At 65.5% G+C, this 25,062-nt stretch carries 29 protein-coding genes; 16 read left to right on the top strand and 13 right to left on the bottom strand.

The features are described from left to right. The first annotated feature begins 106 nt into the window (after positions 1-106). On the top strand, positions 107-1,204 hold the full coding sequence (locus BDW41_RS10440; protein ID WP_074551431.1) for a 3-deoxy-7-phosphoheptulonate synthase: 1,098 nt from the start codon (positions 107-109) through the stop codon (positions 1,202-1,204). Between the two features lie 6 nt (positions 1,205-1,210). On the opposite strand, the gene BDW41_RS10435 is transcribed toward BDW41_RS10440, so the two are convergent. Further along, positions 1,211-2,068, bottom strand: coding sequence for an intradiol ring-cleavage dioxygenase (locus tag BDW41_RS10435; protein ID WP_074551433.1), 858 nt, complete (start codon positions 2,066-2,068; stop codon positions 1,211-1,213). Positions 2,069-2,180: 112 nt separating this feature from the next. Continuing rightward, a complete protein-coding gene (locus BDW41_RS10430) occupies positions 2,181-2,612 on the bottom strand; it encodes an OsmC family protein (protein WP_304529194.1) in 432 nt (143 codons plus the stop codon). A gap of 144 nt (positions 2,613-2,756) precedes the next feature. Between BDW41_RS10430 and BDW41_RS10425 the strand changes: the two genes are divergently transcribed. Together BDW41_RS10425 and BDW41_RS10420 are read left to right on the top strand one after the other, a co-directional pair. Continuing rightward, positions 2,757-3,032: a GNAT family N-acetyltransferase gene (locus BDW41_RS10425; RefSeq protein WP_074551597.1), complete on the top strand. Its 276-nt coding sequence runs from the start codon at positions 2,757-2,759 to the stop codon at positions 3,030-3,032. Positions 3,033-3,164: 132 nt separating this feature from the next. Next, on the top strand, positions 3,165-3,854 hold the full coding sequence (locus tag BDW41_RS10420; RefSeq protein ID WP_074551435.1) for a DUF1345 domain-containing protein: 690 nt from the start codon (positions 3,165-3,167) through the stop codon (positions 3,852-3,854). A gap of 46 nt (positions 3,855-3,900) precedes the next feature. Here BDW41_RS10420 and BDW41_RS10415 read toward each other — a convergent pair whose 3' ends face one another. Next, positions 3,901-4,383 carry a YajQ family cyclic di-GMP-binding protein gene (locus BDW41_RS10415; protein WP_074551437.1) on the bottom strand — a complete coding sequence of 161 codons (483 nt, stop codon included), beginning with the start codon at positions 4,381-4,383 and terminating at the stop codon, positions 3,901-3,903. 108 nt (positions 4,384-4,491) lie between these two features. Here BDW41_RS10415 and BDW41_RS10410 point away from each other — a divergent pair, with 108 nt between their 5' ends. Further along, the gene (locus BDW41_RS10410) at positions 4,492-5,670 is read left to right on the top strand and encodes an NAD(P)/FAD-dependent oxidoreductase (RefSeq protein ID WP_074551438.1); all 1,179 of its coding nucleotides are present in this window, start codon (positions 4,492-4,494) and stop codon (positions 5,668-5,670) included. Between the two features lie 64 nt (positions 5,671-5,734). Continuing rightward, positions 5,735-6,622: an NAD(P)-dependent oxidoreductase gene (locus BDW41_RS10405; RefSeq protein ID WP_074551440.1), complete on the top strand. Its 888-nt coding sequence runs from the start codon at positions 5,735-5,737 to the stop codon at positions 6,620-6,622. Between the two features lie 30 nt (positions 6,623-6,652). On the opposite strand, the gene BDW41_RS10400 is transcribed toward BDW41_RS10405, so the two are convergent. Together BDW41_RS10400 and BDW41_RS10395 are read right to left on the bottom strand one after the other, a co-directional pair. Beyond that, positions 6,653-7,120 carry a YaiI/YqxD family protein gene (locus BDW41_RS10400; protein ID WP_074551442.1) on the bottom strand — a complete coding sequence of 156 codons (468 nt, stop codon included), beginning with the start codon at positions 7,118-7,120 and terminating at the stop codon, positions 6,653-6,655. Continuing rightward, entirely contained in the window at positions 7,117-7,998 is an 882-nt protein-coding gene (locus BDW41_RS10395) for a PhzF family phenazine biosynthesis protein (RefSeq protein ID WP_074551443.1), read from the bottom strand. The genes BDW41_RS10400 and BDW41_RS10395 overlap by 4 nt, the downstream gene beginning before the upstream one ends. 163 nt (positions 7,999-8,161) lie before the next feature. Here BDW41_RS10395 and BDW41_RS10390 point away from each other — a divergent pair, with 163 nt between their 5' ends. The 4 genes from BDW41_RS10390 (at position 8,162) to BDW41_RS10375 (ending at position 11,256) form a co-directional block, all read left to right on the top strand. Continuing rightward, positions 8,162-8,764, top strand: a complete 603-nt coding sequence (locus tag BDW41_RS10390; protein ID WP_074551444.1) for a rhomboid family intramembrane serine protease — start codon at positions 8,162-8,164, stop codon at positions 8,762-8,764. Between the two features lie 128 nt (positions 8,765-8,892). Further along, complete coding sequence (locus BDW41_RS10385; RefSeq protein ID WP_074551446.1) at positions 8,893-9,600, top strand: histone H1-like repetitive region-containing protein; 708 nt, start codon at positions 8,893-8,895, stop codon at positions 9,598-9,600. A 125-nt stretch (positions 9,601-9,725) separates the two neighbouring features. Next, the gene (locus BDW41_RS10380) at positions 9,726-10,124 is read left to right on the top strand and encodes a hypothetical protein (protein ID WP_074551448.1); all 399 of its coding nucleotides are present in this window, start codon (positions 9,726-9,728) and stop codon (positions 10,122-10,124) included. A gap of 97 nt (positions 10,125-10,221) precedes the next feature. Beyond that, positions 10,222-11,256 (top strand): aminopeptidase, encoded by a 1,035-nt coding sequence (locus BDW41_RS10375; protein ID WP_074551449.1) that lies wholly within the window; start codon positions 10,222-10,224, stop codon positions 11,254-11,256. A 6-nt stretch (positions 11,257-11,262) separates the two neighbouring features. Here the strand turns inward: BDW41_RS10375 and BDW41_RS10370 are convergent, their stop codons facing one another. Then, positions 11,263-12,078: a cytochrome c gene (locus tag BDW41_RS10370; RefSeq protein WP_074551451.1), complete on the bottom strand. Its 816-nt coding sequence runs from the start codon at positions 12,076-12,078 to the stop codon at positions 11,263-11,265. Positions 12,079-12,413: 335 nt separating this feature from the next. On the opposite strand from BDW41_RS10370, the gene pncB reads away from it, so the two are divergent. Next, on the top strand, positions 12,414-13,610 hold the full coding sequence (gene pncB / locus BDW41_RS10365) for a nicotinate phosphoribosyltransferase (protein ID WP_074551453.1): 1,197 nt from the start codon (positions 12,414-12,416) through the stop codon (positions 13,608-13,610). Positions 13,611-13,659: 49 nt separating this feature from the next. On the opposite strand, the gene BDW41_RS10360 is transcribed toward pncB, so the two are convergent. From BDW41_RS10360 to BDW41_RS10350, 3 genes are all read right to left on the bottom strand, one after another. Then, the gene (locus BDW41_RS10360; protein WP_199535320.1) at positions 13,660-14,469 is read right to left on the bottom strand and encodes a MetQ/NlpA family ABC transporter substrate-binding protein; all 810 of its coding nucleotides are present in this window, start codon (positions 14,467-14,469) and stop codon (positions 13,660-13,662) included. A gap of 90 nt (positions 14,470-14,559) precedes the next feature. Beyond that, positions 14,560-15,240, bottom strand: a complete 681-nt coding sequence (locus BDW41_RS10355; protein ID WP_074551455.1) for a methionine ABC transporter permease — start codon at positions 15,238-15,240, stop codon at positions 14,560-14,562. Then, positions 15,237-16,265, bottom strand: a complete 1,029-nt coding sequence (locus tag BDW41_RS10350) for a methionine ABC transporter ATP-binding protein (protein WP_074551457.1) — start codon at positions 16,263-16,265, stop codon at positions 15,237-15,239. Before BDW41_RS10350 ends, BDW41_RS10355 begins: the two co-directional genes overlap by 4 nt. A 131-nt stretch (positions 16,266-16,396) precedes the next feature. Here BDW41_RS10350 and BDW41_RS10345 point away from each other — a divergent pair, with 131 nt between their 5' ends. Then, positions 16,397-16,876, top strand: coding sequence for a glutathione peroxidase (locus BDW41_RS10345; protein ID WP_074551459.1), 480 nt, complete (start codon positions 16,397-16,399; stop codon positions 16,874-16,876). A gap of 2 nt (positions 16,877-16,878) precedes the next feature. On the opposite strand, the gene dacB is transcribed toward BDW41_RS10345, so the two are convergent. Next, positions 16,879-18,438 (bottom strand): D-alanyl-D-alanine carboxypeptidase/D-alanyl-D-alanine-endopeptidase, encoded by a 1,560-nt coding sequence (gene dacB, locus BDW41_RS10340; RefSeq protein ID WP_233496834.1) that lies wholly within the window; start codon positions 18,436-18,438, stop codon positions 16,879-16,881. A 202-nt stretch (positions 18,439-18,640) separates the two neighbouring features. Here dacB and BDW41_RS10335 point away from each other — a divergent pair, with 202 nt between their 5' ends. Further along, positions 18,641-19,123, top strand: a complete 483-nt coding sequence (locus tag BDW41_RS10335; RefSeq protein WP_074551463.1) for a peptidylprolyl isomerase — start codon at positions 18,641-18,643, stop codon at positions 19,121-19,123. A gap of 88 nt (positions 19,124-19,211) precedes the next feature. Continuing rightward, the gene (locus BDW41_RS10330) at positions 19,212-20,390 is read left to right on the top strand and encodes an NAD(P)/FAD-dependent oxidoreductase (protein WP_074551465.1); all 1,179 of its coding nucleotides are present in this window, start codon (positions 19,212-19,214) and stop codon (positions 20,388-20,390) included. Positions 20,391-20,400: 10 nt separating this feature from the next. On the opposite strand, the gene BDW41_RS10325 is transcribed toward BDW41_RS10330, so the two are convergent. Further along, the gene (locus BDW41_RS10325) at positions 20,401-21,513 is read right to left on the bottom strand and encodes a phospholipase A (protein ID WP_074551467.1); all 1,113 of its coding nucleotides are present in this window, start codon (positions 21,511-21,513) and stop codon (positions 20,401-20,403) included. A gap of 138 nt (positions 21,514-21,651) precedes the next feature. Next, complete coding sequence (locus BDW41_RS10320; RefSeq protein ID WP_074551469.1) at positions 21,652-22,077, bottom strand: hypothetical protein; 426 nt, start codon at positions 22,075-22,077, stop codon at positions 21,652-21,654. Positions 22,078-22,226: 149 nt separating this feature from the next. On the opposite strand from BDW41_RS10320, the gene BDW41_RS10315 reads away from it, so the two are divergent. Then, the gene (locus BDW41_RS10315; RefSeq protein ID WP_304529192.1) at positions 22,227-23,501 is read left to right on the top strand and encodes a crosslink repair DNA glycosylase YcaQ family protein; all 1,275 of its coding nucleotides are present in this window, start codon (positions 22,227-22,229) and stop codon (positions 23,499-23,501) included. A 1-nt stretch (position 23,502) separates the two neighbouring features. Here the strand turns inward: BDW41_RS10315 and BDW41_RS10310 are convergent, their stop codons facing one another. Further along, entirely contained in the window at positions 23,503-23,985 is a 483-nt protein-coding gene (locus tag BDW41_RS10310) for a hypothetical protein (protein ID WP_233496833.1), read from the bottom strand. A gap of 338 nt (positions 23,986-24,323) precedes the next feature. On the opposite strand from BDW41_RS10310, the gene BDW41_RS10305 reads away from it, so the two are divergent. Together BDW41_RS10305 and BDW41_RS10300 are read left to right on the top strand one after the other, a co-directional pair. After that, positions 24,324-24,533, top strand: a complete 210-nt coding sequence (locus BDW41_RS10305; RefSeq protein ID WP_019465667.1) for a cold-shock protein — start codon at positions 24,324-24,326, stop codon at positions 24,531-24,533. Positions 24,534-24,821: 288 nt separating this feature from the next. Continuing rightward, positions 24,822-25,031, top strand: a complete 210-nt coding sequence (locus BDW41_RS10300; protein ID WP_038616299.1) for a cold-shock protein — start codon at positions 24,822-24,824, stop codon at positions 25,029-25,031. The last annotated feature ends 31 nt before the right edge of the window (positions 25,032-25,062 follow it).

Genomic DNA, 25,062 nt, shown 5'->3' with positions numbered 1-25,062 from the left:
GGTTGGTCGCGATTGTCCTGACGACAAGACACCATTCCCAAAAAGGCCGCCAGCCACCACTGGCGGCCTTTTTTATGGTCGCGGTGGAACCCCCAAGGAGACTACCGTGAACCCTTCCACCGATGATCTGCGCATCCGCGCCATCACTCCGCTCAGCACGCCGGCAGAGGTGATGCGCGACTGCGCGGCAAGCGTCCACGCGGCGCATACCGTGAGTGCCTCCCGGCAGGCCCTGCACCGCATCCTGTCGGGCGGCGACGACCGCCTCGCGGTGGTGATCGGCCCCTGCTCGATCCATGACACGCGGGCTGCGCTGGAGTACGCCGAGCGCCTCGTGGAGCAGCGCGGGCGGCACGCGGGCGAACTGGAGATCGTGATGCGCGTGTACTTCGAGAAGCCGCGCACCACGGTGGGCTGGAAAGGGCTGATCAACGATCCCGATCTCGATGGCAGCTTCCGCATCGACAAGGGCCTGCGGCTGGCGCGCGGGCTGCTGCGCGACATCAACGAGCTGGGCATGCCGGCGGGCTGCGAATTCCTGGACATGATCACGCCGCAATACATCGCCGATCTCGTGGCCTGGGGCGCCATCGGCGCGCGCACCACGGAAAGCCAGGTGCATCGCGAGCTGGCCTCGGGACTGTCGTGCCCGGTGGGCTTCAAGAACGGTACCGACGGCAACGTGAAGATCGCGGTGGACGCGGTCAGCGCCGCATCGCAGCCGCATCATTTCATGGCGGTCACCAAGGGCGGCCAGACGGCCATTGCCGCCACCACGGGCAACGAGGATTGCCACGTCATCCTGCGCGGCGGCAAGACGCCGAACTACGACGCCGCCAGTGTCGACGCGGCCTGCGCGGCCATTGCCGCCAGCGGGCAGCCGGCGCGCGTGATGATCGACGCCAGCCACGCCAACAGCCACAAGCAGCCGGAAAACCAGCCACGCGTGATCGACGACATCGCCGGCCAGCTTTCTGCAGGCGAGCGGCGCATTGTGGGCGTGATGGTGGAAAGCCATCTCGTCGGCGGACGGCAGGATCTGATAGCGGGGCAGCCGCTGCGCTACGGGCAGAGCATCACGGACGGCTGCATCGACTGGGACGCGTCGGTGCGGGTGCTCGACCGTCTTGCCGAAGCGGTGCGCACACGTCGCGCCATGGCCAAGGCGGCGCCACGCACGGCGCGCGTGGCCTCCGGTTGCTGAGCGCGTTCAACCTATGCTTTCGCGGCTGGTGGCGGTGGGATCGACCGCCAGCGTCAACGTCGCGACGTGCATGGATCCGTCCAGCGACATGGTGGCGATGGAACCGCTGCCGTGCTGGCTCGCGTAGACGTTGTCCTGCGTGAGCGTGGTGCGTTCCAGGCCGTGCCGCCGATACGCCTCGCCACTCATGGCGGCCAGCGAGGCAGCCTCGGGAAAGAACAGCTGGCCGGTGTGCACCACCTTGCCGCCGCGATAATGGCCGTCCTGCATCTGCCCGCCCGTGTGCAGCTTCAGGTGGATGTGATTGCAGCGCCCCGCGTAATAGCCGGGGAAGATCGTATGGAACGCGACCATGCCGCGTGCATCCGTGATCTGCACGCCGCGCAGGAACGTCAGTTCATCGGTGGGCACGCTCTTTGGCGGCGCGCCATGTGGACCGCCCGCGAGCCCGGGCGGCGGACCCGGCGGCATGCCGCCCGGCGGTGGTCCCGGTGGAGGCGTGCCGTGTGCGCCTCCGGGTGACAGGCCCATGCTGGGGCCGCCGGGCGACATCCGGGTAAAGCCCGAATACAGGCCCTGCGCATCGCAATGCCAGATTTCCAGCGCGGTATCGCTCAATGGACGGCAGGTGCGGCTGTCCAGCACCTCAAGACGCAATGCCAATGGCAAGCCAGGCTTGCCCTCGGTGATGTCCTGCCGCATCAACGCGCGATCGAGATAGTAGGGGCCTTCGGTCTGCTCGGCGCTCAGCCGGCAGGCCGGACGTCCATCCGGCAGCGCACGCGCGATGCGGAAGAACGGAAGCGCGGCGATGCCGCCAAGGCACATCTGCAGAAAATGGCGTCGATTCCAGGTGATCTTCACTACGCGTCCTGAGGCCGAAGTTGGGCGCCGCGCTGGCGCAGCCCTTCATCGAACGCGTGGGCAGGCTTCAGGATGACATGCGTGAACGATGCGTCGACGCGATGGCCGCGGCTCAGTCTTCCAGCTTCGCATCCAGGTTGATCGTCGCCTTGAGCACCTTGGACACCGGGCAGCCTTGCTTGGTCGCCTGGGCGATCGCATCGAACGCCGCGGCATCGATGCCGGGCACTTTCGCACGACAGGTGAGATCGACGGTGGTGATGGCGAAACCGTCGCCGTCCTTGTCCAGCGTCACCACGGCCTTGGTCTCGATGCGCTGCGCGGTATGCCCCGCCTGCTCCAGGCCCAGCGCAAGCGCCATGCTGAAGCAACCAGCGTGCGCGGCGCCGAGCAGTTCTTCCGGATTGGTGCCGGGGCCGTCTTCAAAGCGTGAGCGGAATCCATAGGGCGCATCGCGCAACACGCCGGTCGCCGTGGAAATGGAACCCGTGCCTTCATTCAGGCCGCCCGACCACACGGCGGATGCGTTCCTCTTCATGTCGATTCTCGTGCGCAAGCCATGGCGATACTCATGGAGCTTGCCGAAAGACTCATGCACGAAACGCGAACGCGAAAGGCCAACGTCTTCACGCGTGGTTCGCTGTCACTTGCTTTACTCTCCGCGCCTCGCTTCAAGAGGGCGCGTTTCATGTTCGCCGAGATCAACCACAACCCGCGGGCCCATCGTTTCGAAACCAAGGTGGACGGCGTGCCCTGCGTGCTGGATTACACCCTGGAAGACGGCGTGATGACCATCACCCATACCATCGTGCCGTCCGCCGTGGGCGGGCGCGGCATCGCATCCAACCTGGTGCGCACCGCCCTGGATACGGCGCGTGAAGAGCACTGGAAAGTCGATCCCGCGTGCTCCTACTCGGAAATCTGGATGACCCGCCATCCGGAGTACCAGGACCTGCACGTCTGACTTGGCGGTCCGCGCTGCCATCGGGCGTGATGGGGAAACGGTGAACAGGCACTAAGATGCGCCATGCCCGCTTCGGGGTCATGGAGAGACAGTGGTGACGACGAACTGCCTGAACGCCGCAGAGGCGCACGCATGAGTGCAGCGCCCGACGAAACCCGCCCGCCGGCGCGCGGCTTCATCCCGTTCCGGATACTGCGCGCACGTCCGCGCCTGATGATTTCCGGCGCTGTCGCCCTGCTGCTCGGGCTGTCGCTGTGGCATTGGGCGGAACTGAAGCCGGCGAAAGCGCTGTTGCTGGGGTTCGACGTTGGCGTGGCCGTCTATCTGACCGCACTGACCATCCTGTTCTGCCGAACCACCTCGTCGGAGTTGATGCGGGGGCAGGCGCGCAAGCAGGACACCGGCCGCTGGGGCGTGCTGTGGACGGCGCTGATCCTTACCGGTTTCGTGGCGCTCGCTCTTACCACGGAGATGGGGGCCGCCAAGGGCGGCGATGCCCGTGCGCTGGCGATTGCCGCGGTGAGCATCGTGCTGTCGTGGCTGTTCCTGAACGTGATGTTCGGCATGCACTATGCGCACGGCTTCTACGGCGACTTCGGCAAGAAGCACGAAGGGCTGGAATTCCCCGGTACGGACGAGCCGGACTACTGGGACTTCATGTACTTCGCCATCGTGATCGGCATGACCTTCCAGGTGTCCGACGTGCAGATCAGCAGCCGTTACCTGCGGCGCGTGGCGCTGATGCACAGCGTGATCGCGTTCTTCTTCAATGTGTTCATCATTGCGATCAGCGTGAATATTGCGGCGGGCCTGGCGGGGTGAGGGGCCACGCGCAGGCGTAACACCCTCAGCGCCAGCGCGTCCTCCATCAATCGCGAAAGTTATCGAACTGCAACGGCAGCTCCACATCCGCCTTGCGCAGCACCGCCATCGCCAGTTGCAGGTCGTCGCGCTTCTTGCCGGTGACGCGCAGCTTGTCGCCGTTGATCTGCGCTTCCACCTTGAGCTTTGCCTCCTTCAGCGAGGCCACCAGCTTCTTGGCGATGGGCTGTTCGATGCCTTGCTTCACGGTGATCTTCTGGCGCGAGCCGCCGAGGTTGGTTTCGGCGTCGCCCACTTCCAGTGCGCGGATGTCGATCTTTCGCGAGGTGAGGCGGCCGCGCAGGATGTCCAGCATCTGTTCCAGCTGGAATTCGCTGGGCGCGGACTGGGTGATTACGAACTTGTCCAGTTCGAACTTCGCGTCGCTGCCCTTGAAGTCGAAGCGGTTGGCGAGCTCGCGGTTGGCCTGGTCGACGGCATTGGTCAGTTCGTGCTTGTCGACTTCGGAAATGACGTCAAAGGAGGGCATGCTGGCGGTTCCGGTGCGAAGGAAAGGGCCAGTTTAAGCGATATGGCCCGTCCTGTCGGATAATGCGCGCCCAACGGGACAGGAACCAGGCATGACGACGGTGCGCGCGTGAAAGTGGATGTATTGGTCATTGGCGCCGGCGCGGCCGGGCTGATGTGCGCCATCGTGGCCGGGCAGCGCGGGCGCAACGTGCTGGTGGTCGATCACGCCAACAAGGTCGGCAAGAAGATCCTGATGTCCGGCGGCGGGCGTTGCAACTTCACCAACATGGGCGTGACGCCGACCTGTTATCTCTCCGCCAATCCGCATTTCGCCAAATCGGCATTGGCTCGCTATACGCCCTGGGATTTCATCGCGATGGTGGAAAAGCACCGCATCGCGTACCACGAGAAGGAACTGGGCCAGCTGTTCTGCGACGAGTCGTCCAAGCTCATCGTGCGCATGCTGCTGGACGAGTGCGCGCAGGCCGGCGTGCGCATCGAGACCAGCTGCGGCGTGCAGCGCGTGCGCAAGACGGACGAGGGCTTCAACGTGATCACCTCGCACGGCGAGGTGCACGCCCAATCGCTGGTGGTCGCCACGGGCGGCCTGTCGATTCCGACGATGGGCGCCACGGGCTTTGGCTACGAACTGGCGCGCCAGTTTGGCCACAACGTGCTGCCCACGCGCGCGGGGCTGGTGCCGTTGACGCTCAGCGGCAAGCATCAGGAGCGCTATCACGATCTCTCCGGCGTGGCCTTGCCGATGGTGGAGGCGCGCGTGGGCAAGCGGTCCTTCCGCGCCGGCATGCTGTTCACGCATCGCGGCATCAGCGGGCCTTCCATCCTGCAGATTTCCTCGTACTGGCAGCCTGGCGACGATCTGCGCATCGACCTGTCGCCCGGACTCGACCTGGGCGCATGGCTGCAGGAGCAGCGCCAGGCGCGGCCCGCCGCCGAGCTGAAGAACGTCCTGGGCGATGCCTTGCCGCGGCGCTTGGCGCAGCGTCTGTGCGAGCTGTGGTTCGAGAGCAAACCCATGCGGCAGTACCGCGAGGCGGAGCTCAAGGACATCGGCGAGCAATTGCACGACTGGTCCATCGTTGCGAGCGGCACCGAGGGTTATCGCACGGCGGAAGTGACGCTGGGCGGCGTCGATACCGATGGTCTGTCGTCGACGACCATGCAGTCGAAGCTCGTGCCCGGTCTCTATTTCGTCGGTGAAGTGGTCGACGTCACCGGTTGGCTGGGCGGCTACAACTTCCAGTGGGCCTGGGCTTCGGGGCGCGCGGCGGGCGAAGTGGCCTGATTTCGCGCGCGTTGAACGTGCGCCGTGTTCCACTGCGTGTATTGTCTTGTTTGGAGAAAATCGCATGAAGGTGGGTTTTATCGGCCTCGGTTCCATGGGCAGCGCCATGGCCAGCAACCTGATCAAGGCCGGCTACGAGGTGACCGTGTGGAACCGTTCGCCAGCCGCGACCGAGCCGCTGGCTTCGCTGGGCGCGAAGGTGGCGAAGACGGCGGACCGCGCGGCGCAGGGCGAAGTGCTGTTCAGCATGCTGGCCAACGATCAGGCCGTGCGCAGTGTGTTCTTCGACGATGGCCTGCTGGATGGCATGGACAAGGGCATTGTGCACGTCAATCATGCGACCATTTCGGTGGCGCTGGCGCGCGAGATGGCGCACGCGCATGCCTCGCGCGGCCTCGACTACGTCGCCGCGCCGGTATTCGGCCGGCCGGATGTGGCCGCCGCGGGCAAGCTGAACATCCTTGCGGCGGGCAAGCCGACAGTGATCGATCGCGTGCGGCCGATGCTGGATGCGATGGGCAGCCGGATCTGGCCGCTGGGCGACGCGCCGGAACGGGCGAACGTGGTGAAGATCGCAGGCAATTTCATGCTGGGCGCCGCCATCGAAAGTATGGCCGAAGCCTCCGCGCTGACGCGGGCGCATGGCGTGAGCGCGGCGGATTTCCTGGAGGTGATGACCAGCACCTTGTTCGCTGCGCCGGCGTATCAGGGCTATGGCAAGCTCATCGCGGAATCGCGCTATACGCCAGCAGGTTTCGCGCTGCCGCTGGGCTACAAGGACATTGGCCTGGCCTTGGCCGCGGCGGACGCCACGCGTGTGCCCTTGCCGCTGGCCGGCCTGTTGCGCGACAGCCTGCTTGAGGCCTTGTCCGCCGGCGACGAGGACGTGGACTGGTCGATCATGGCGCAGGTCGCCGCGCGCCGCGCGCATCTGGACGAGCGCAAGCTCTGAACGGATGAGATGCGATGCCGCGCGGGCGCTTCAGCGCGTCTGCCGGTATGTCACCAGCCAACGATCCAACTGGTTCGCGAAGGCCTGCTTGTCGCGCGCATGGAATGCCGCGGGTCCGCCGGTATCCACGCCCGCGCCGCGCAGCTCGTCCATGAAATTGCGCATGGAGAGACGCTGCGCGATGGTGTCGGGCGTGTAGAGCTCGCCGCGCGGATGCACGGCGAGCGCGCCCTTGGCGATCACGGCGGAAGCAAGCGGAATATCCTGCGTGACGACGAGGTCGCCGGCGCTGACACGCTCGACGATCTCGTTGTCCGCCACGTCAAAACCGCCTGGCACCTGGATGGCGCGCACGAAGCGCGAGGGCGGCGTGCGCAGCCATTGATTGGCCACCAGAGTGACCTGCACCTGCTCGCGTTCCGCCGCGCGGAACAGCACTTCCTTGATCGCGGCGGGGCAGGCGTCGGCATCCACCCAGATGTGCGGTCGCGTGCTCAATCGCGGCCGTTCCAGTGCAGCGTGCCGTCGATGATCGTGTTGGTGTGGCCGCCGATCCAAACATCGTCGCCGTCGATATGCACGGTGAGGCTGGCATCGTGGCCGATCTCGCGGCCCTGGCTCACCACGTAGCCGCGCGCCAGCGGGCCGTTCGGTTCGGCATGGGCGATATAGGCCGCGATCAGGCCATTGGCCGCGCCGGAGGCCGGATCTTCCACCAGGCCGACGCCGGCCGGCAGCGCGCGCACGACCAGCTGATAGTCCGCATGCGCACTGTGCGCGAAGACGCACAGGCCCATGCTGTCGGTGGCCTTGGCCAGCGCGCCGATGGCGGCATGGTCGGGCTTCCACTGGCGCAGCGAGCCTTCGTCCGCGCATTCGGCCAGCCACCAGTGGCGGCCGCCGGACACATAGGCGGGTGGCAGCACGCCCAAGCCGATGCCGGACAGTGCGGCGTCGAGCAGCGGATGCGCATCGCGACCGGTCTTTTCCACCGTGGAACGCGGTGATTTCAACAGTAACTGTTGCTGCCCGCGATTCTGTTCCACGCGTATCGGCAGCACGCCGGCGCCGCATTCCTGCCACAGCAGGCCATCCACCGGATGGGCCAGTCCGCACAGTAGCACGGCGTGCGCGCTGCCAATGCTCGGGTGGCCCGCGAAGGGAATTTCCTTGTGCGGCGTGAAGATACGCACGCGATAGCTCGCGCCGGGCTGGCTGGGCGGCAGCAGGAAGGTGGTTTCGACGAGGTTGGTCCAGCGGGCGAAGGCTTGCATGCGGGCGTCGCTCCAGCCGGCGGCGTCGGTGACGACGCCCAGGTGGTTGCCGCCGCCGGGCGCGGCGGCAAAGACGTCCAGATGCAGGTAACGGATCGACATGGAAGGGGCCTGGGGCGTGGGGAAACGCGGGAAGCCGGGCATGATAGTGCGGAACGTGGCGCCCTGCTTGGACTTTTCAGTCGCCCGGCAGTCGACAAGCGCCGGCCGCGCCGCCAAGATGGGAAGTCTTTGCCGCTGCCTTCAGCCCCATACGGAACACTGCATGATCACCCTGATCATCATCGCCATCACCGCCATCGTGTCTTTCATGGCGTTCAACAACGCCCGCCTGATGAACGATCTGATCCTGTGGCCGCCGGCCATCACGCGCAGCCGCGAATACCACCGCCTGGTGACCTATGGCGTGGTGCACGCGGACTTCGGCCACCTGTTGTTCAACATGATCACGCTGTTCTTCTTCGGCCGCGTGATGGAAGGGTTCTTCGCCGCGAAGCTGGGCACGATGGGCTTTGCGCTGTTCTACATCGTGGCGCTGGTGGTCTCGATCCTGCCGACCTATTTGAGCAACAAGAACAACCCGAACTACCGCAGCCTGGGTGCGTCGGGCGCGGTATCGGCGGTGCTGTTCTCGTACATCCTGCTGTCGCCGTGGTCGCGCATCGTGGTGTTCGTGGTGCCGATGCCGGCCATCATCTACGCGGTGCTTTACGTGGTGTATTCGATCTACATGGATCGCCGCGGGCAGGGCAACGTCAATCACAGCGCGCACCTGTGGGGCGCGGCGTTCGGCGTGGCATTCACCCTGCTTATCCGGCCGGAAGTGCTCTCGCATTTCCTGTCGGAACTCTCGCGGCCGAGGTTCTGATCGCGCGGTGGATGCCGAAAAAAAGCGGCTTTGCTCACCCCTGATACATCTTTGCGGTGTTACTTGTCGGGTTAGCCTGGCGTGATGGGGGCGTCAGGCTTTCTCGATCACCGCAGGAGTGAAGACGCATGGCAACGAAGCGCAAGCCGGCCGCGAAGAAATCCTCGGCCAAGAAAACCGCCACCCGCACATCCACTGCCAAGAAAACCACCGCACGCAAACGCGCCGCCGCCACGGCCCGTCGCACGGTTCGCAAGACCGCAGCACGCAAGACCGCCACGCGAAAGAGCGCCGCCCGCAAGGTAGCCGCGAAGAAACCCGCGGCGCGCAAGGCGGCCACACGCAAGGCCACCGCCCGCAAGACGTCCGCACGGAAAACCACTGCCCGCAAGACGACGGCACGCAAGGCCGCAACCAAGCGCGCCGCTCCACGCAAGGCCACGGCGAAGAAGACCGCACGCAAGCGCACCACCGCCAAGAAGACGGCGAAGAAGACCGCCCGCAAGGCGGCCTCCAAACGCGCCGCCCCTCGCCAGGCGGCCACCCGCAAGTCGGCGGCCAAGACCACGCGCAGTCGCACAACGGCCGCCGCCACGCCTCGTCCGCGACGCCCGGCGCGCAAGCGCATCACGCCGCAGCAGGCCGCGGAGCAGATCCAGGCCTTGCTCGAGGCGAAACAGGAGCGCGTGCGGCAGGGTCCCACCTGGCCGGGCGCCGATGAACATCCCTCGGCCAGCAACGACGCCATCGGCATGGGAACGGGTAACGGCGGCGTCTCCAGCGAGGCGGTCTACGGACACATCCGTCAGCCGCCCGAGCGCAACGGCAACCACTGAACCGGTCACCCAACCCGGTAACGGCATGGCCGGCAGCCCGCGCTGCCGCCATGCCGGGAGCGTTCAGTGCGCACTCAACGGCGGAGGTTCACAGTGGAGTCGTCTTCCACTGAAGGCCTTTTGTCATGAAACGCATGCTTGCCGGTCTCGCCTTGGCGGTTGCCACCGCGGCGCTATCCGGTTGCTATTACGACCCTGGCTACAGCTACGTGCGCCCCGTCGCCACGGGCGGCGGCGATGCCTACTACGGCACGGGCGTCACCTATAGCGGCTACTACCCTGGCTACTACTATCCGAGCTACGGCTACTACGGCTGCTGCTACGGTCCGGCCGTGAGCGTCGGCATCGGCGGCTACTGGGGTGGCGGTTATTACGGTCGCGGCTACTACCGTGGCGGTTACTACGGGCACGGTGGCTACTATCACGGTGGCGGCGGTTACTACCATGGCGGCCATGGCAGCTGGAGCGGTGGCCATGGCAACTGGAGCGGCGGCCACGGCGGCTGGGGCGGTCGCGGCCACTGAGCCACGAACGCCAGGTTCAGGGCACAATCGCGGCATGAGGTTGCCCCGCCGCGTGCCACGAACACTACGGATTCCCAGGCCCATCGTCGCGTTGACGATGGGCCTCGTGCTTTCTGCCTGCAGCACGGTCGACTACTACGCCCACGTGGCCAAGGGGCAGGGCGAGCTGGTCATGAACCGCCGCGACGTCAGCGCGGTGCTGAGCGATCCCGCCACCGATGCCAAGACCCGCCAGCGCCTGGCGTTGTCGCAGGACGCGCGCCGGTTCGCCTCCGAACACCTGGGCCTGCCCGATAACCGCAGCTACACCAGCTATGTGAAGCTGGATCGACCCTACGTGGTGTGGAACGTCTTCGCCACGCCGAGGTTCTCGGTGGCGCCGGTGCAGCATTGTTTTCCCTTCGCGGGATGTGTGGCCTATCGCGGCTATTTCTCCAAGCCGAAGGCCCAGGCCGAAGCCTCGCGCCTGGAAGCCAAGGGGGATGACGTCTACGTCGGCGGCGTGTCGGCGTATTCCACCCTGGGCTGGTTCGCCGACCCCATCCTCAGCAGCATGATGCGCTGGGATGACGACGAGCTGGCCGGCACCATCTTCCACGAACTCGCGCATCAGCTGATCTACGTGAAGGACGACAGCGCCTTCAACGAATCCTTCGCCAGCTTCGTGCAGGAGCAGGGCTTGCGCGAGTGGCGCCAGTCGCGCGGCCTGCCGCCGCAGGACGAGCACGAAAAGACCATGGACGACGGCTTCACCTGGCTGGTGATGGATCTGCGCGATCGCCTGAAGAAGCTTTACGCCAGTGGCGTGGACGAGCAGGCGATGGCGAGCGGGAAACAGCGGATCATCGACGACTTCCGCATGCGCTACGCGCAATGGCGCGACCTGGATTGGCCGAACGACCACCGTTACGACGCCTGGGTGAACGGCCCGATCAACAACGCGCGGCTATTGCCGTTCGGCATCTATGACCGCTGGACACCCGTGTTCCTGGCCCTGTTCCGTCACGCGGAAGGGCAGTGGCCGGCGTTCTACGCCAGCGTGCGGCAGTTTGCGCGGCAGCCCTACGCCGAGCGGCAGAAATCGCTGCAGCAGTGGCTGGATTCGACCAGCCGCCCCACGGTCGCGCCGTAGCGTCCGTCAGGGCTGGGCCTTTCGTCCGGCCATGTGGCGCAGGTAGGCGAGCAGGTCATCAAGATCCTGATCGGAGATGGCCTTGCGGTCGAAGCCCGGCATGCGCGCCTGCGGCCAATGGCGCAGGGATTGCGGGTCGCGGATGTAAGCGCGGAACAGGTCTTCGCGCAGGTACTCGGTGGGGCTGTGGGGAATATTGAGATCCGGCCCCAGCTTGGCGTCGCCCTGGCCGTTGAGCGTGTGGCAGGCGAAGCAGGTGCGCTGGAACACCGCGAAGCCGCGCTGCACGGGGCTGTCGGCTTTCAGCGCGGGGTCGGGCAGGATGGCAGGGAAGCGCTCGGCTACAGAGGGCTGGCGCCGGATGCTGGCCAGTTGGAACGGCCATTGCTCCGGGCTGATCTTCATCGCTTCCGGATCAGTCCAGACCACGTAGAACGGACCGGCATCGCCCTTGATCTCGTCCAACGTGGGCCACGGATGCGCCGGGTCTTCGACCGCCAGCCACGCTTGCGAACCCCGCGCGCGCACGATCAGCGCGGCGGGAATCTGCGCGGCGAAGCCATCGGCAGCGACGAACTGCAGGGTGTCGTCCGGCGAGGCACCGTCCAGCAGCGCCTTCAGCGGGACCGCGCGGTAGCGCATGGCGCGCTTGAAAGCCACGTCGGCGGGAATGGTCACGTCGCGTGCGTCGCTGCGCGCCAGCAGTTGGGCCGTCGTATAGGTCCTGGCGCCGTGGCCAAGGTCGATGGTGAGGTCAGCGGCGTGCGCGGGCAGGGCGAGCGACAGGGCGAGCAGACACAGGCGGCGAAGCGTGCGGATCATCGGATGGCGTTCCCTTTCCAAGAATCTAACGATTGTAGGCGCGTCGGCCAGCTTGCCAAAAGCTGAACGAAACCGCCGGGGCGCTTGAACTCGTTCCGCACCGGCCACACTAAGGAGACGTATCGCCGTGACGGCGACAAGAAGTGGTACAGCACATCGTGCCACTGAGGGGTCGGTCCTTTTCCCCTCTTTGTTATGGACCAGGCCTGACAAAACCCCGCTAGCCCCTCCCCTGGCTACCGGGGTTTTTATTTGCGCGTCGTTTGACATCGAAGGCCCCGCGATTGGGGCTGGGCGAGGATAATCGCCTTATCCCCCGTGCGCATGAGCGACCGATGATCGTTACCTCCCTGCTCGACACCGATCTGTACAAGTTCTCCATGATGCAGGTGGTGCTGCACCACTATCCGGCGGCCCAGGTCGAGTACAAGTTCAAATGCCGCAACCCGGGCATCGACCTGGTGCCCTACCTCGATGAGATCCGCCGCGAACTGGACGGCCTGTGCTCGCTGCGCTTCACGGCGGAAGAGCTGGACTACCTGCGCAGCTGGCGCTTCATCAAGAGCGATTTCGTCGACTTCCTGGGGCTGTTCCAGCTCAATGCCAAGTACGTGGAAATCTACCCGGCGCAGGATGGCCCCGGCGAGATCGAGATACGCATCCGCGGCCCGTGGCTGCACACGATCCTGTTCGAAGTGCCCTTGCTGGCCATCGTCAACGAGGTGTACTTCCGCAACACCCAGCATGGGCTCGATCTTTCCGAAGGGCGCCGGCGCCTGCGCGAGAAGATCGCGCTGCTGCGCGATACCGAGGGTTTCCAGGATTGCCGCATCGCCGACTACGGCACTCGCCGCCGCTTCTCGCGGGCATGGCACGAAGAAGTGGTGACCACCCTGCGCGACGGCCTGGGCCGCCAGCTGGCGGGCACCAGCAACGTCTGGCTGGCGTGGAAGCTGGGCCTGACGCCGCTGGGCACGCTGGCGCACGAATATCTGCAGGCCCATCAGGCGCTGGGGCCGCGGCTGCGCGATTCGCAGGTGGCCGCGCTGGAGACGTGGGCGAGGGAGTATCGCGGCGACCTGGGCATCGCGCTGTCCGACGTCTACGGACTGAGTGCCTTCCTGCGCGACTTCGACATGTACTTCTGCAAGCTGTTCGACGGTACGCGCCACGATTCCGGCGACCCGTTCGCGTGGGGCGAGCGTGTGCTGGCGCATTACCGCGCCAACCGCGTGGACCCGCGCAGCAAGGTGCTGGTGTTCAGCGATGGCCTGGACATTCCCAAGGTGATGCGCCTGTACCAGCACTTCCACGGCCGCTGCCAGCTCGCCTTCGGCGTGGGCACCAACCTCACCAATGACGCGGGTCCGGAGCCGCTGCAGATCGTCATCAAGATGGTTCGCTGCAATGGCCAGCCCGTGGCGAAGATCAGCGACTCGCCGGGCAAGAACATGTGCGACGACAGCGCGTACGTGGCGTATCTGCGGCAGGTATTCGAGATCCCCGTCGATCCCGAAGCGCTGCCCTGCTGAAAAAAAGGGGCGCATCGTGCGCCCCTGTGAGAAACCATGCGAGCGGATGTCAGAACGCCGGCAGCACCGCGCCCTGGTACTTCTGCTCGATGAAGGCCTTGATCTCGGGGCTGGTCAGCGCCTTGGCCAGCTTCTGGATGCGCGGGTCGTCCTTGTTGTCGGGACGGGCCACCAGATAGTTCACGTACGGCGAATCCTTGTCCTCGATCAGCAGTGCGTCCTTGGTCGGGTTGAGCCCGGCGGCGAGCGCATAGTTGGTGTTGATCAGGGCAAGGTCCACCTCGTCCAGCGTGCGCGGCAGCATGGCGGCTTCCAACTCGCGGAACTTCAGGTTCTTCGGGTTGGCCGTGATGTCCTTCTGCGTGGACATCTCATTGGTCGGATCCTTCAGCGTGATCAGGCCGTGCTTTGCGAGCAGCAGCAGCGCACGGCTGTTGTTGCTGGGGTCGTTGGGCAGGGTCACCGAGGCGCCGTCCGGCAGCTGGTCGATGGACTTGATCTTGCGCGAGTACGCGCCGAACGGCTCGATGTGCACGCCCGTGACGATGGTCAGGTTGGTGCCGCGCTCGCGGTTGAACGCGTCGAGATAAGGCTTGGTCTGAAAGTAGTTCGCATCGACCGACTTCTCCAGCACCTGCGTGTTGGGCTGCACGTAGTCGGCGAACACCTTGATCTCCAGGTCCACGCCTTCCTTCGCCAGGATCGGCTTGACCTGCTTGAGGATCTCCGCGTGCGGCACGGCGGTGGCGGCCACCACCAGCTTCTGGCTGCCGGCATCGCCGCCGCCGTTGGACGACGAACAACCCGCCAGCGCGAGCAGCACGGAGAAAACGGCAATGAGCTTATGCAACTTCGTCATATGGGGAGGCACGTGATGCGGTGCATCAGAATAGCCGTCCATACCGCCGGATGCAAAAAGGCCCGGCGGCGTGCCGGGCCCCTGCTTCGCTCAGTGCCGCGTATACCGCGCCACGATGCGGTCGCCGGCCATCTGCAGCAGCTGCACCAGCACGATCAGCAGCACGACCGTCACCACCATGTAATCGGACTTGTAGCTGAGGTAGCCGTAGCGGTAGGCCAGGTCGCCCAGGCCGCCCGCGCCGATGGCGCCGCCCATGGCGGTGTAGCCCACCAGGGCGATGGCGGTGACGGTGGTGCCGGCGATCAGGCCGCCGCGCGCTTCAGGCAGCAGCACGTGGCGCACGATCTGCCAGGTGGTGGCGCCCATCGCCTGGCTGGCCTCGATCACGCCGCGCTGCACTTCGCGCAGGGCGGTTTCCACCAGGCGCGCGAAGAACGGCGCCGCGCCGATCACCAACGGCGGAATCGCGCCGCGTATGCCGAGCTTGGTGCCCACCAGCACATAGGTGAGCGGCATCAGTACGATCATCAGGATGATGAAGGGAATCGAGCGCAGGATGTTCACCAGCAGAGACAGCACCGCATAGAGCTTGGGCATGGCGCGCAGCTGGCCCTTGCCGGTGAGATACAGCAACACGCCCAGGGGCAGGCCAAGCAGTACGGTGAGCAGCAGCGAGCCGCCCAGCATCAGCAAAGTGTCGATGCAGGCATGGCCGATCTCGCTCCAGTCGTCGATATGCGGGAACAGGCTTTGCAGCAGGGCGCTCATGCGTGGTGCTCCGTGGCCGGGGTGATCTCTTCGATTTCGATGCCCGCCTGGCGCAGGCTGGCGAGTGCATCGTCCACGCGCTCGCCCTGCATGGCGAGCGTGAGCTGGCCGTAGGGCAGGTCCTTGATGCGGTCGATGCGGCCGGCAAGGATGTTGAAATCCACACCGGTTTCGCGTGCCACGCGGCCCAGCGCGGGCGTCCACGTCGCCTCGCCGCGGAACGACAGGCGCAGGATGCGGCCCGGCACGTGCGCGAACGGCATTTGCTCGCCAGCGGCTTCTTCCGGCAGGGCTTCGTTGACGAAGCGTCGCGTGGTGGCGTGCTGCGGATGCAGGAACACATCGGCCACCGCGCCGGTTTCCACGATGCGTCCGGCATCGAGCACGGCCACGCGGTCGCACACGCGGCGCACCACGTCCATCTCGTGCGTGATCAGCACGATGGTGAGCTTGAGCTCGCGGTTGATCTCCGCCAGCAGATCCAGCACCGCCGCCGTGGTTTGCGGATCGAGCGCGCTGGTGGCCTCGTCGCACAAGAGGATCGACGGCCGGTTCGCCAGGGCGCGGGCAATGCCCACGCGCTGCTTCTGTCCGCCGGAAAGCTGCGATGGATACTTGTCCGCATGCGCCGTAAGCCCCACCCGGGCGAGCAGTTCGGCCACGCGCTGGCGGATGGCGGCCTCGTCGCGCTCGCCGGCCAGGCGCAGCGGAAACGCCACGTTGTCGGCCACCGTCTGCGACGCCAGCAGATTGAAGTGCTGGAAGATCATGCCGATGCGCTGGCGCTCGTGGCGAAGCTGTGCCTCGCTCAGCGCCGTCATCTCGGTGTCGCCGATCAGGATGCGGCCGCCGCTGGGCCGCTCGAGCAGGTTGATCAGACGTATAAGCGTCGATTTTCCCGCGCCCGAATGGCCGATGATGCCAAACACTTCGCCATCGGCGATGTCGAGGTTGAAGGGTTGCAGTGCGGGAACGTCCCGGCCGTCGACACGGTAGGACTTGTGCACATCCTGGAATCTGATCACGGGGTACCTTCGGGAGCCGGGGAGGCGCGGGCGTCGAGCCGGCCGCTGGAGGGGCCGACCGGGTGCAAAGCATACGTCACGCGGGACATCGTTGGGGCTAGACTGGTCGTCTTTCAACGAGGATGGCCACGATGACCTCCGTTTATGACTTTTCCGCGCGCGATATCGACGGCAACGAGCATTCGCTGGCCGACTACCGCGGCAAGACGCTGCTGATCGTCAACGTGGCCTCCAAGTGCGGGTTCACCCCGCAATACACGGGGCTGGAGACGCTGTGGCGCGCCGAGCGCGACAAGGGCCTGGTGGTGCTGGGTTTTCCCTGCGACCAGTTCGGCCACCAGGAGCCGGGCGACGAGGCGGAAATCCGCAACTTCTGCTCGACCAGCTACGACGTGACCTTTCCCATGTTCGCCAAGATCGAGGTGAACGGCGACAACGCGCACCCGCTCTACAAGTGGCTCAAGAGCGAGGGCAAGGGCATCCTGGGTAGTGAGTCGATCAAATGGAACTTCACCAAGTTCCTGGTCGACCGCGACGGCCAGGTGGTGAAGCGCTACGCGCCCACCGACACGCCCGAAAAGATCGGCAAGGACCTCAAAGCCTCTTTGTGATCTCAGTGGGCGGGGTGAGTGGCCGCGACCGGCGTCGACGCCGCGCCCGGCGTGCTGCGTGAACCGGCGAGCAGTTCGGCGATCTGGTCGATGTCCTTGGTCGCGCTGGGCGCGCCATTGGGCGGGTCGTAGTTGTTGAGCATGATGGCGAACGCCAGCCGTTCGCCGTCTCCGCTGGTGACGTAGCCGGCAAGGCAATGGACGAAACTCATGCTGCCGGTCTTGGCGCGCACGTTGTTCTCGGCGGGCGTGTTGCGCATGCGCCACTGCAGCGTGCCATCGACGCCCGCGATGGGCAGGGCCTGCACCAGGGCGGGCCCGTAGGGCTGGCTGGCAAGAAAGACGAGCAGGCGCGCTATCGCGTTGGGCGTGGCCAGGTTGCGACGCGACAGGCCGGCGCCTTCCTCGATCAGGCTGGCGCCCGGCGCGATGCCGATCTGCTCCAGCATCTGGTGCAGGGCGCGGATGCCCCAGCGTTCGCTGGTGATGAAGCCCATGCTGCCTTCGCGCTGCTCGGTATCCGCCTGCGCCTTTACACCGGCGAGCAGCAGCAGGTTTTGCAGGTAGAGATTCTGCGAACGCTTGAGGCCGCGCGCCAGAATCTCGCCCACCGGCGGCGAAAGCACCTCGGCCAGCGTGCGCGGCGCATTGGGAAGGAAGGCATCGCGTCGCGGCCAGTGCACCGTGGCGAGCTTGCCGTCCAGCTGGATGCCATGGCGCGCCAGTGCCTCCTGCAGCTGCCGCCCCGCGAACTGCGCGGGGTCGGGCAGGGCGAGCTTGTAGTTTTGCGCAGGCGATTTCGCCGCGATGTTGCCGAACGCGTACAGCGTGCCGTCACCCGGGGCGCGATAGAGATTCACGTCGTTGCGCGTGCGCTGCGCGCTGGTGAGCACGTCGTTGGTCACGGCGGTCATGGCGTCGGCCGGATCGAGGCGCAGCACGGCAGGCGCGCCGGCGCCGATGCCGGGCGCGACGGTCACTTCCACCTGGTTCTCGCCCACGCTCAGCGCGCTGGTGGGGACCGCGAACCAGCTCTGCAGGTCGGTGGCCTCCCAGCCGCTGCCCATCATGGGGCTCGCGAAATAAGTGGCGTCAGCGATCAGGTCGCCCTGCACGTGCTTCAGGCCCTGCGCGGCCAGCTGTCCGGCGAGCTGGTCGGCCCAGTGCAGGGTGGCCGCGTCCACGCCCAAGGTGGGGTCGCCCATGCCGTAGAGGATCAGGGGACCGTCCAGCCGGCCGTTGCGGACCTCGCCGCCGGCCAGCACGCGCGTCGGAATGCGGTAGTCCGGGCCAAGCTCGCTGAGCGCCACGGCGGCCGTGAACAGCTTGGTGGTGGAGGCGGGCTGGAACAGCTGGTCGGCGTGGTGGCTGTAGAGCGTGCGGCCCGTGCTGAGCGAAATCACGGCAATGCCCCAGTCGGCGCCCGCGAAGCGCGGCTGCGCGATGAGGCTGTCGATCTGCTCGCCCAGCGAGGGCGCCGTGGTGATCCGCAAGGGCGTCGATGCCGCCGGTCCGGGGTTGGAAACGGCCTGCCCCGCGATGGAAGGAATGGCCAGCGCCATGCCAAAAAGCGCGGCGGTACAACGGCATAGCAGGCGATATGGGCGTGGCATGGGCGAAGTATCGCCAATCCCGGGCGCGTCCGGCTAGGGACGCCGTGGGGCATTGAGAACAAGCCTTGGGCGGCGTCGTCACAAGGGGTCTGTTAGGCTTTGTCCTTCGTGCCGGCCCCTTGCCGGCGCTCCCTCCCCATTCGAGAACATCATGCAGATCGCCAAGAACTCCGTCGTTTCCTTCCATTACACGCTCACCGACGACAACGGCCAGGTGCTCGACAGCTCGCAGGGTCGCGAGCCGCTCGTCTACCTGCAGGGCGTCGGCCAGATCGTGCCGGGCCTGGAGAAGGTGATGGAAGGCCGCCAGGTGGGCGATCAGTTCAAGGTCGACGTGGCGCCGGAAGAAGGCTACGGCGTGCATCACGCCGAGCTCGTGCAGGAAGTGCCGCGCGAGGCTTTCCAGGGCGTGGAAGACATCCAGCCGGGCATGCAGTTCCAGGGCCGCGGCCCGCAGGGCGTGATCAACGTCACCGTGACCAAGGTCGAGAACGACAAGGTGCACATCGACGGCAACCACCCGCTCGCCGGCCAGACGCTGCACTTCGACGTGGAAGTGACCGACGTGCGCCCGGCCAGCGAGGAAGAGCTCGCCCACGGCCACGTGCACGGCGAAGGCGGCCATCACCACTGATGCACCGCGCGGACGTTGGCCCCTGCGCCAACGTCCGCCACGCACGGCATGATGCCGTTGCCGGAACTCCGGCCAGACAAGGATGGTCATGCGGAAAAAGCTGCATATCGCCGTAGTGGGCTATGGCGTGGCCGGGCAGGCAAGCTGCCTGCTGCTGGGCGCCGCCGGACACGCCCTCACCGTCTTCGAACAGGCCCCTTCGCCCGGCCCCGTCGGCGCGGGCTTCCTGCTGCAACCGACCGGATTGTCCGTGCTCACCCGCCTGGGCTTGCACGAACAGGCGCTCGCGAGCGGCCAGCGCATCGAGCGCCTATATGGTTGCAACCTGGCCGGTCGCGCGGTGATGGACATGCGCTACGGCGATCATGCGCCCGGCTGTTTCGGGCTGGGCATGACGCGCGGCGCGCTGTTTTCCCTGCTCGACAGCGCGTGGACGGGGCGCGATGCGATACGCAGCGGCACGCGCATCGAAAGCCTGTCGGACGACGGACGACATCTGATAGATGGCGAAGGCCGGCAACATGGCCCGTTCGACCTGATCGTCGCGGCGGATGGCGCGCATTCGGTGCTGCGCCGGCAGCCCGGCGTGATTCGTCGCGAAGCGCTCTATCCCTGGGGTGCCATGTGGTGCCTGCTGCCTGCCGCGGCGTGGCCGCACCTCGACACGCTGCACCAGCGTTATGCCGGAACGCGGGAGATGATCGGCCTGCTTCCCGTGGGGCGACGCGACGGCAGCGACGAGCGCTGGCTCACCTTCTTCTACAGCCTGCCCGGCGAGCAGGTCGACACGTTCGACGATGCGGCGCTGAAACGCCTGCGCCAACGCCTCGGCGAGCTATGGCCCGAGGCGCTGCCGTTGCTGGAAGGCATCCACTCGGCCAGCCAGTTGCATCGCGCGCGGTATCGCGACGTGGTCCTGCATCGCACGTCGTGGAACAACGTGGTTTTCATCGGCGACGCCGCGCACGCCATGAGTCCGCAGTTGGGGCAGGGTGTGAACATGGCGCTGCTCGACGTGCAGGTGCTTGCCGATGCGCTGGCGGCGCATGATGACCTCGCCACCGCGCTGGATGCCTACCGGCGGCAGCGGCGCACGCACGTGGGCATCTATCAACGGCTGAGCCGCTTCCTCACGCCCTTGTTCCAGTCCGACCACGATGCGCTCGCCGGCCTTCGCGACCGCTTCTTCGGCCCGGTCGGGCGGCTGCCCATCGCGCGCGGACAGATGCTGCGCATACTCACCGGCACCAAGCGCACCTGGTGGTGATACGCCTGCGTCAGTACCAGTCGAGCAGCGAGACGCCGATGCCCAGGTAGGTGGCGTTGTGGTTGTAGTCGATCATGCTTTCGCCGTAGCCCTTGAACAGCTCCATGTAGCCACGCAGGTTGCCCGCCACGGGGAACGACCAGGTCAGCTGCGCCGCGCCGTGGCTCTCGCTGCCGCCGCGCAGCGAGTGACGCAGCATCAGGCCGAATTCCTGCCCGTTCCACTCGTGGATGATCTGCATGTCGGCACGCCCCATGTAATTGCTGATATCGGGGTTGTTGTCGTCCGTGCCGCCTTCGGGAATGCGCCACCAGGGGCGAAACATGATGGTCCAGTTCGGACGCTCGAAGCCGAAGTAGCCCATCACGCGATTCCAGCTGCGCGAGAGCGGATCGGACTGCCCATTGGATTGGTGATTGAGGCCGAGGCCCATCAGCCGCCCGTTCCAGCCGGCCACCTCATAGTTCGTGTCGAACATGAGCATGGCTTCCGGCTCGTAATTGGTCTCGCGGAACGGCCGCGACTGCTCCTTGTTGTAGACCTGCCAGCGCGAACTTTGGGTATAGCCCACCCACACGTCGCCGGTGTCGCCGAACACGCCCTGCCAGATCTTGGTCTTCAGGCTCAGCTGGAACTTGCTCTCAATGTTGTCCAGCTGCTGCGGTTCGGTGACGGTGTTGAGCGGATTGGGGCTCGTCGGTTGCCGGTTCTGGTTGCTGCTGGCGAAGAACGGCAGCACCACGATGGGCTTGTAGCCGCGCAGGTTGAACGTGCCCAGCTTGCTTTCCGGCGACAGTTCCCAGCGGCTGTCCAGCAGGGACAGCGGCTTCACTTCCGGCGTCGTCTGCGCGGTGGTGGAGGGTGCATTGGCGTTCTTCGATGCCTCGTGGCCGAACACGGTGCCGGACGTCGGTGCCGATGCCTGCTGTGCCGCGTTGTCAGTCTTCTTTTGGGCGGCGGGCAGGTTGTCGCGCCCAGTCGCGTGGTCGTAGCACGCCAGGCGCTGCGAGTCGGTTTCGATGGCGGTGCACGCGCGGATATCCATCGGCTCGGGATTCTGGGCACGGGCAGCGAGCGAAGGCAGGCCAAGCGTAAGCAAAGCTGCCAGGTGGGTGAGTCGCATGGTGAGGCTCCATCCTGGTCGGGCGTGCGATCAATCAGCGCGCGGCGACGATAACCGTCTCCATACCAGCAGCGCCATCCATCACGTGTGACGACGCGGGCCGCCGCTGCCGGCGACCCGCGTCCGGGTTATTGCATCTTACTGGTTGTGGCTCACCCAGGCTTCGTACTGTGCCTTGGTGATGTGGCCGGTGTGGCCCTTGTCGACGTAGCTGAAGTCGTTGGCGAGCAGCGGATATGCCGACGCCTGCGACTCGGTGATGTACTTGGTGCCGCCCGACAATTGCTCGAAACTGGGGGCCGGGCCAGGATTGATCGGCGGAACGCTGGAGTTGATCGTCACCTGCTGGCCGCCGGCGTTGGTCTGGGCCTGCGTGCCGCCCGGCGGCGGAGGCGTCGGCGCGTTGGTCGGCATGGTCTGGGTGGGCGGCGGCGGTGGCGCCGTGTTCTGCACCGGCTGCGGTGGCGGTGGTGTCGGCATGGTCTGGTCCTGTGCCAACAGCGAACCCGCCAGCATCATCGATCCGGCGGTGACAAGAGCGAGAAGGGGAGTGCGGGGTTTCATCGTCATTACTCCATGCCAGAATGCGTGGCTCTGTGCGGAAGCGCGCGATGGTGCAGTGATATGCGGTGTCGCGCTGCAGGTCCTTCGCGCTGAGTTTCAAACTAACAAAACACGGCTAAATGCCGCCTCAATAAAGGCATCGTGAATACGTGAAGCCCTCGTTAGCGTTGTCGGTTCCTTCATCTGCGCAACACATCGCATTGAGCCTGTCGCAGGCGCAACGCATTCACCTGGCGGCGCAAGGCCTGCTCGCCAGGCGCAAGTCGCGCGCGAAGAAAGACGATGTGGTCGATGCCATCGCACGCATGCGCCTGCTGCAGATCGACAGCATCCACGTGATCGCCCGCAGTCCTTACCTGGTGCTGCATTCGCGCCTTGGCGACTACGATCCTCAATGGCTGGATGAGTTGCTCGACGAGGGGCGCATTGCCGAATGCTGGGCGCATGAAGCGTGCTTTGTGCCCGCGGCCGATTTTCCGCTGCACCAGGCGTGGAGCAGGCAGCGCGCCATGCACTGGGCCTACAAGCATGCCGATCGCATGCATCGCGAACATCGGGAAGGCATGGACACGCTGCTCGCGCGCATACGCGACAACGGAGCGGCACGCGCGGCGGATTTCGAGAGCGAAACCCGCGGCGCCAGCGGCTGGTGGTCATGGAAGCCGGAAAAGCGCTGGCTGGAAGCATGGTTTGCGCTGGGCGAATTGATGGTGACGCGACGCGAGCGCTTTCAGCGCGTCTACGACCTGGCCGAACGCGTGCTGCAAAAGTTGCAGCCGCCGATGGATCCGGCGTTGCTTGCACTGAATCACGAGAGCCTGCGGCGCCGTTTCATCCTCGACACCGCGCGTGCGCTGGGCATTGCGCAAGCGCGCTGGATCGCCGACTACCATCGCCTGAAGCCCGCCGTGACGGACAAGGAGCTGGCACCGCTGGTGGCCGACGGCGAGTTGATCCAGGTGCAGGTGGCGGACTGGAACGTGCCCGCCTATGTGCATTGCGACCACGCTGCGCTGCTGGCGCAGGCGGCATCAGGCCAGTTGCGGGCGACGCATACGGCGCTGCTGTCGCCTTTCGATCCCGTGGTCTGGGACCGCGCGCGTGCGCAGGCGCTGTTCGGTTTCGAGTACACCATCGAATGCTATGTGCCGGCGCCCAAGCGTCGCTACGGCTACTACGTGCTGCCAATTCTTCATCGGGGGCGATTGATTGGCCGCCTCGACGCGAAGGCGCATCGCCGCGAGGGCGTGTTCGAGGTCAAGGCGCTGTTTCTCGAGCCGGATGTCGAGGCGACGCCAAGGCTGCTGAAAGACGTCGCCGATGCGATACGTGCGTCGGCGACGTGGCATGGAACGCCCAAGGTGAAACTCTCGCGCAGCCGGCCGGCATCGGTGGCTTCCGCACTGCGCGCGTTGCTGCGCTGAGTCAGTGCGCGCTGCTGCTTGCGGCCGGGCTCACCGGCGCGCAGGACTTGCCCTGCAGCGTGGCGCGCAACTGCTTGGCGAGTGCGGTGCAGCGCGCACCGAGTTGCGGCCGCGCGTTGGGATCCACCGAATCCTGCAGCAGGCTGGTGCGCATGTCCTCGTAGCGCGCCTGGATCTGGTCGGGCGGATACACGCCGGCCGCCGCATGGCAGGACACGTAGCTGGCCAGGTAGTCGTCGCAGGCGGGAATGCCCGTGCTGCTGGGCAGCGGCTTGCCGCCGGAGGTGGTCACCGTGCCGGTGCGCTGCCGCGTCGTCGTCGTGCTTGAGCTCGCGCCCGTGGTGGCACGGGAGCCGGCGGTGGTGCTCGCGCTGTGGGAGGTGGTCGTCGGGCGGGTTTCCGGCTTGCTGGAACAGCCGGCGAGGATCACGCCACCTGCGACAAGGGCTAGGAGGGCCGGGCGATAGGGGCGACGGAACATCATGGAGCTTCTCCTGCACGGTAGGGGTGGCGGCGGGGATGCTGATCTCACCCGCCAAGGGACGGGATGAAATGCGAAGACCGCGTGAAAATCAAACCATTGAGTAAGAACTGACGGTTATTCATTCAGGTTTCGGAGGTATTCCCCTATTCGCTATATGGCGCGCAAGCCGTTATGATGCGCCTACTGTGTTTGCCGGGGTCACCAGAGTTTTGTGACCCGATGCCGCCTGATCTCGATCTAGCAACATCGCCTCACCCCTAGGGTTTCCTTGCACACCAGTAAGCCGGCCTGCGCATGTCGCGCGGGCTGAGTCTGTTCAATCCTATGGAGTGATTTACATGTCTGATCGTCAGATCGGTACCGTCAAGTGGTTCAACGATGCCAAGGGCTTTGGCTTCATCAGCCGTGACAACGGCCCGGATGTCTTCGTGCATTTCCGCGCGATCCAGGGCAACGGCTTCAAGAGCCTCGTCGAAGGCCAGAAGGTCTCCTTCAAGGTCGTGCAGGGCCAGAAGGGCCTGCAGGCCGACGAAGTGATCCCGCAGTAATTGGCGGTTTCAAATCGTTGAAGAAAAAGCCAGGCAGCAATGCCTGGCTTTTTTGTTTTATTCGCAAATGTCGTTGAAATGTGAAAATCGAAATGATTGATTAAAGCCATTCACTTGCATTAAAGAAATCCGTTATGCTGGATTCACTGTGGTTGCTCGGTCACGTGCGTGCCCGATGCGCGACTCGCAAGGGTCCACATCGCTTCACCCCGATCCCTGCATGCCCAGTAAGCCGTCGGCCAAAGGGGAGGCTGACTTGTCTCAGCATCGAGTTGATCGGAGTGAGTCATGTCGGATCGTGAAGTTGGCACTGTCAAATGGTTCAACGACGCCAAAGGCTTTGGCTTTATCAGTCGTGAAAGCGGCCCGGATGTCTTCGTGCATTTTCGGGCGATCAGCGGAACGGGTTTCCGCAGCCTGAAAGAGGGCCAGAAGGTGAGCTTCAAGGTGGTGCAGGGGCAGAAGGGCCTGCAGGCCGATGAAGTGGCGCCCGCCTGAGTTCATTGGGGAATACATGCACAGCATGAGG

The organism is Dyella sp. AtDHG13 (genome assembly GCF_003201105.1).
Classification (GTDB): Bacteria; Pseudomonadota; Gammaproteobacteria; order Xanthomonadales; family Rhodanobacteraceae; genus Dyella; species Dyella jiangningensis_B.
This window is presented reverse-complemented; position numbering and strand designations above follow the sequence as displayed.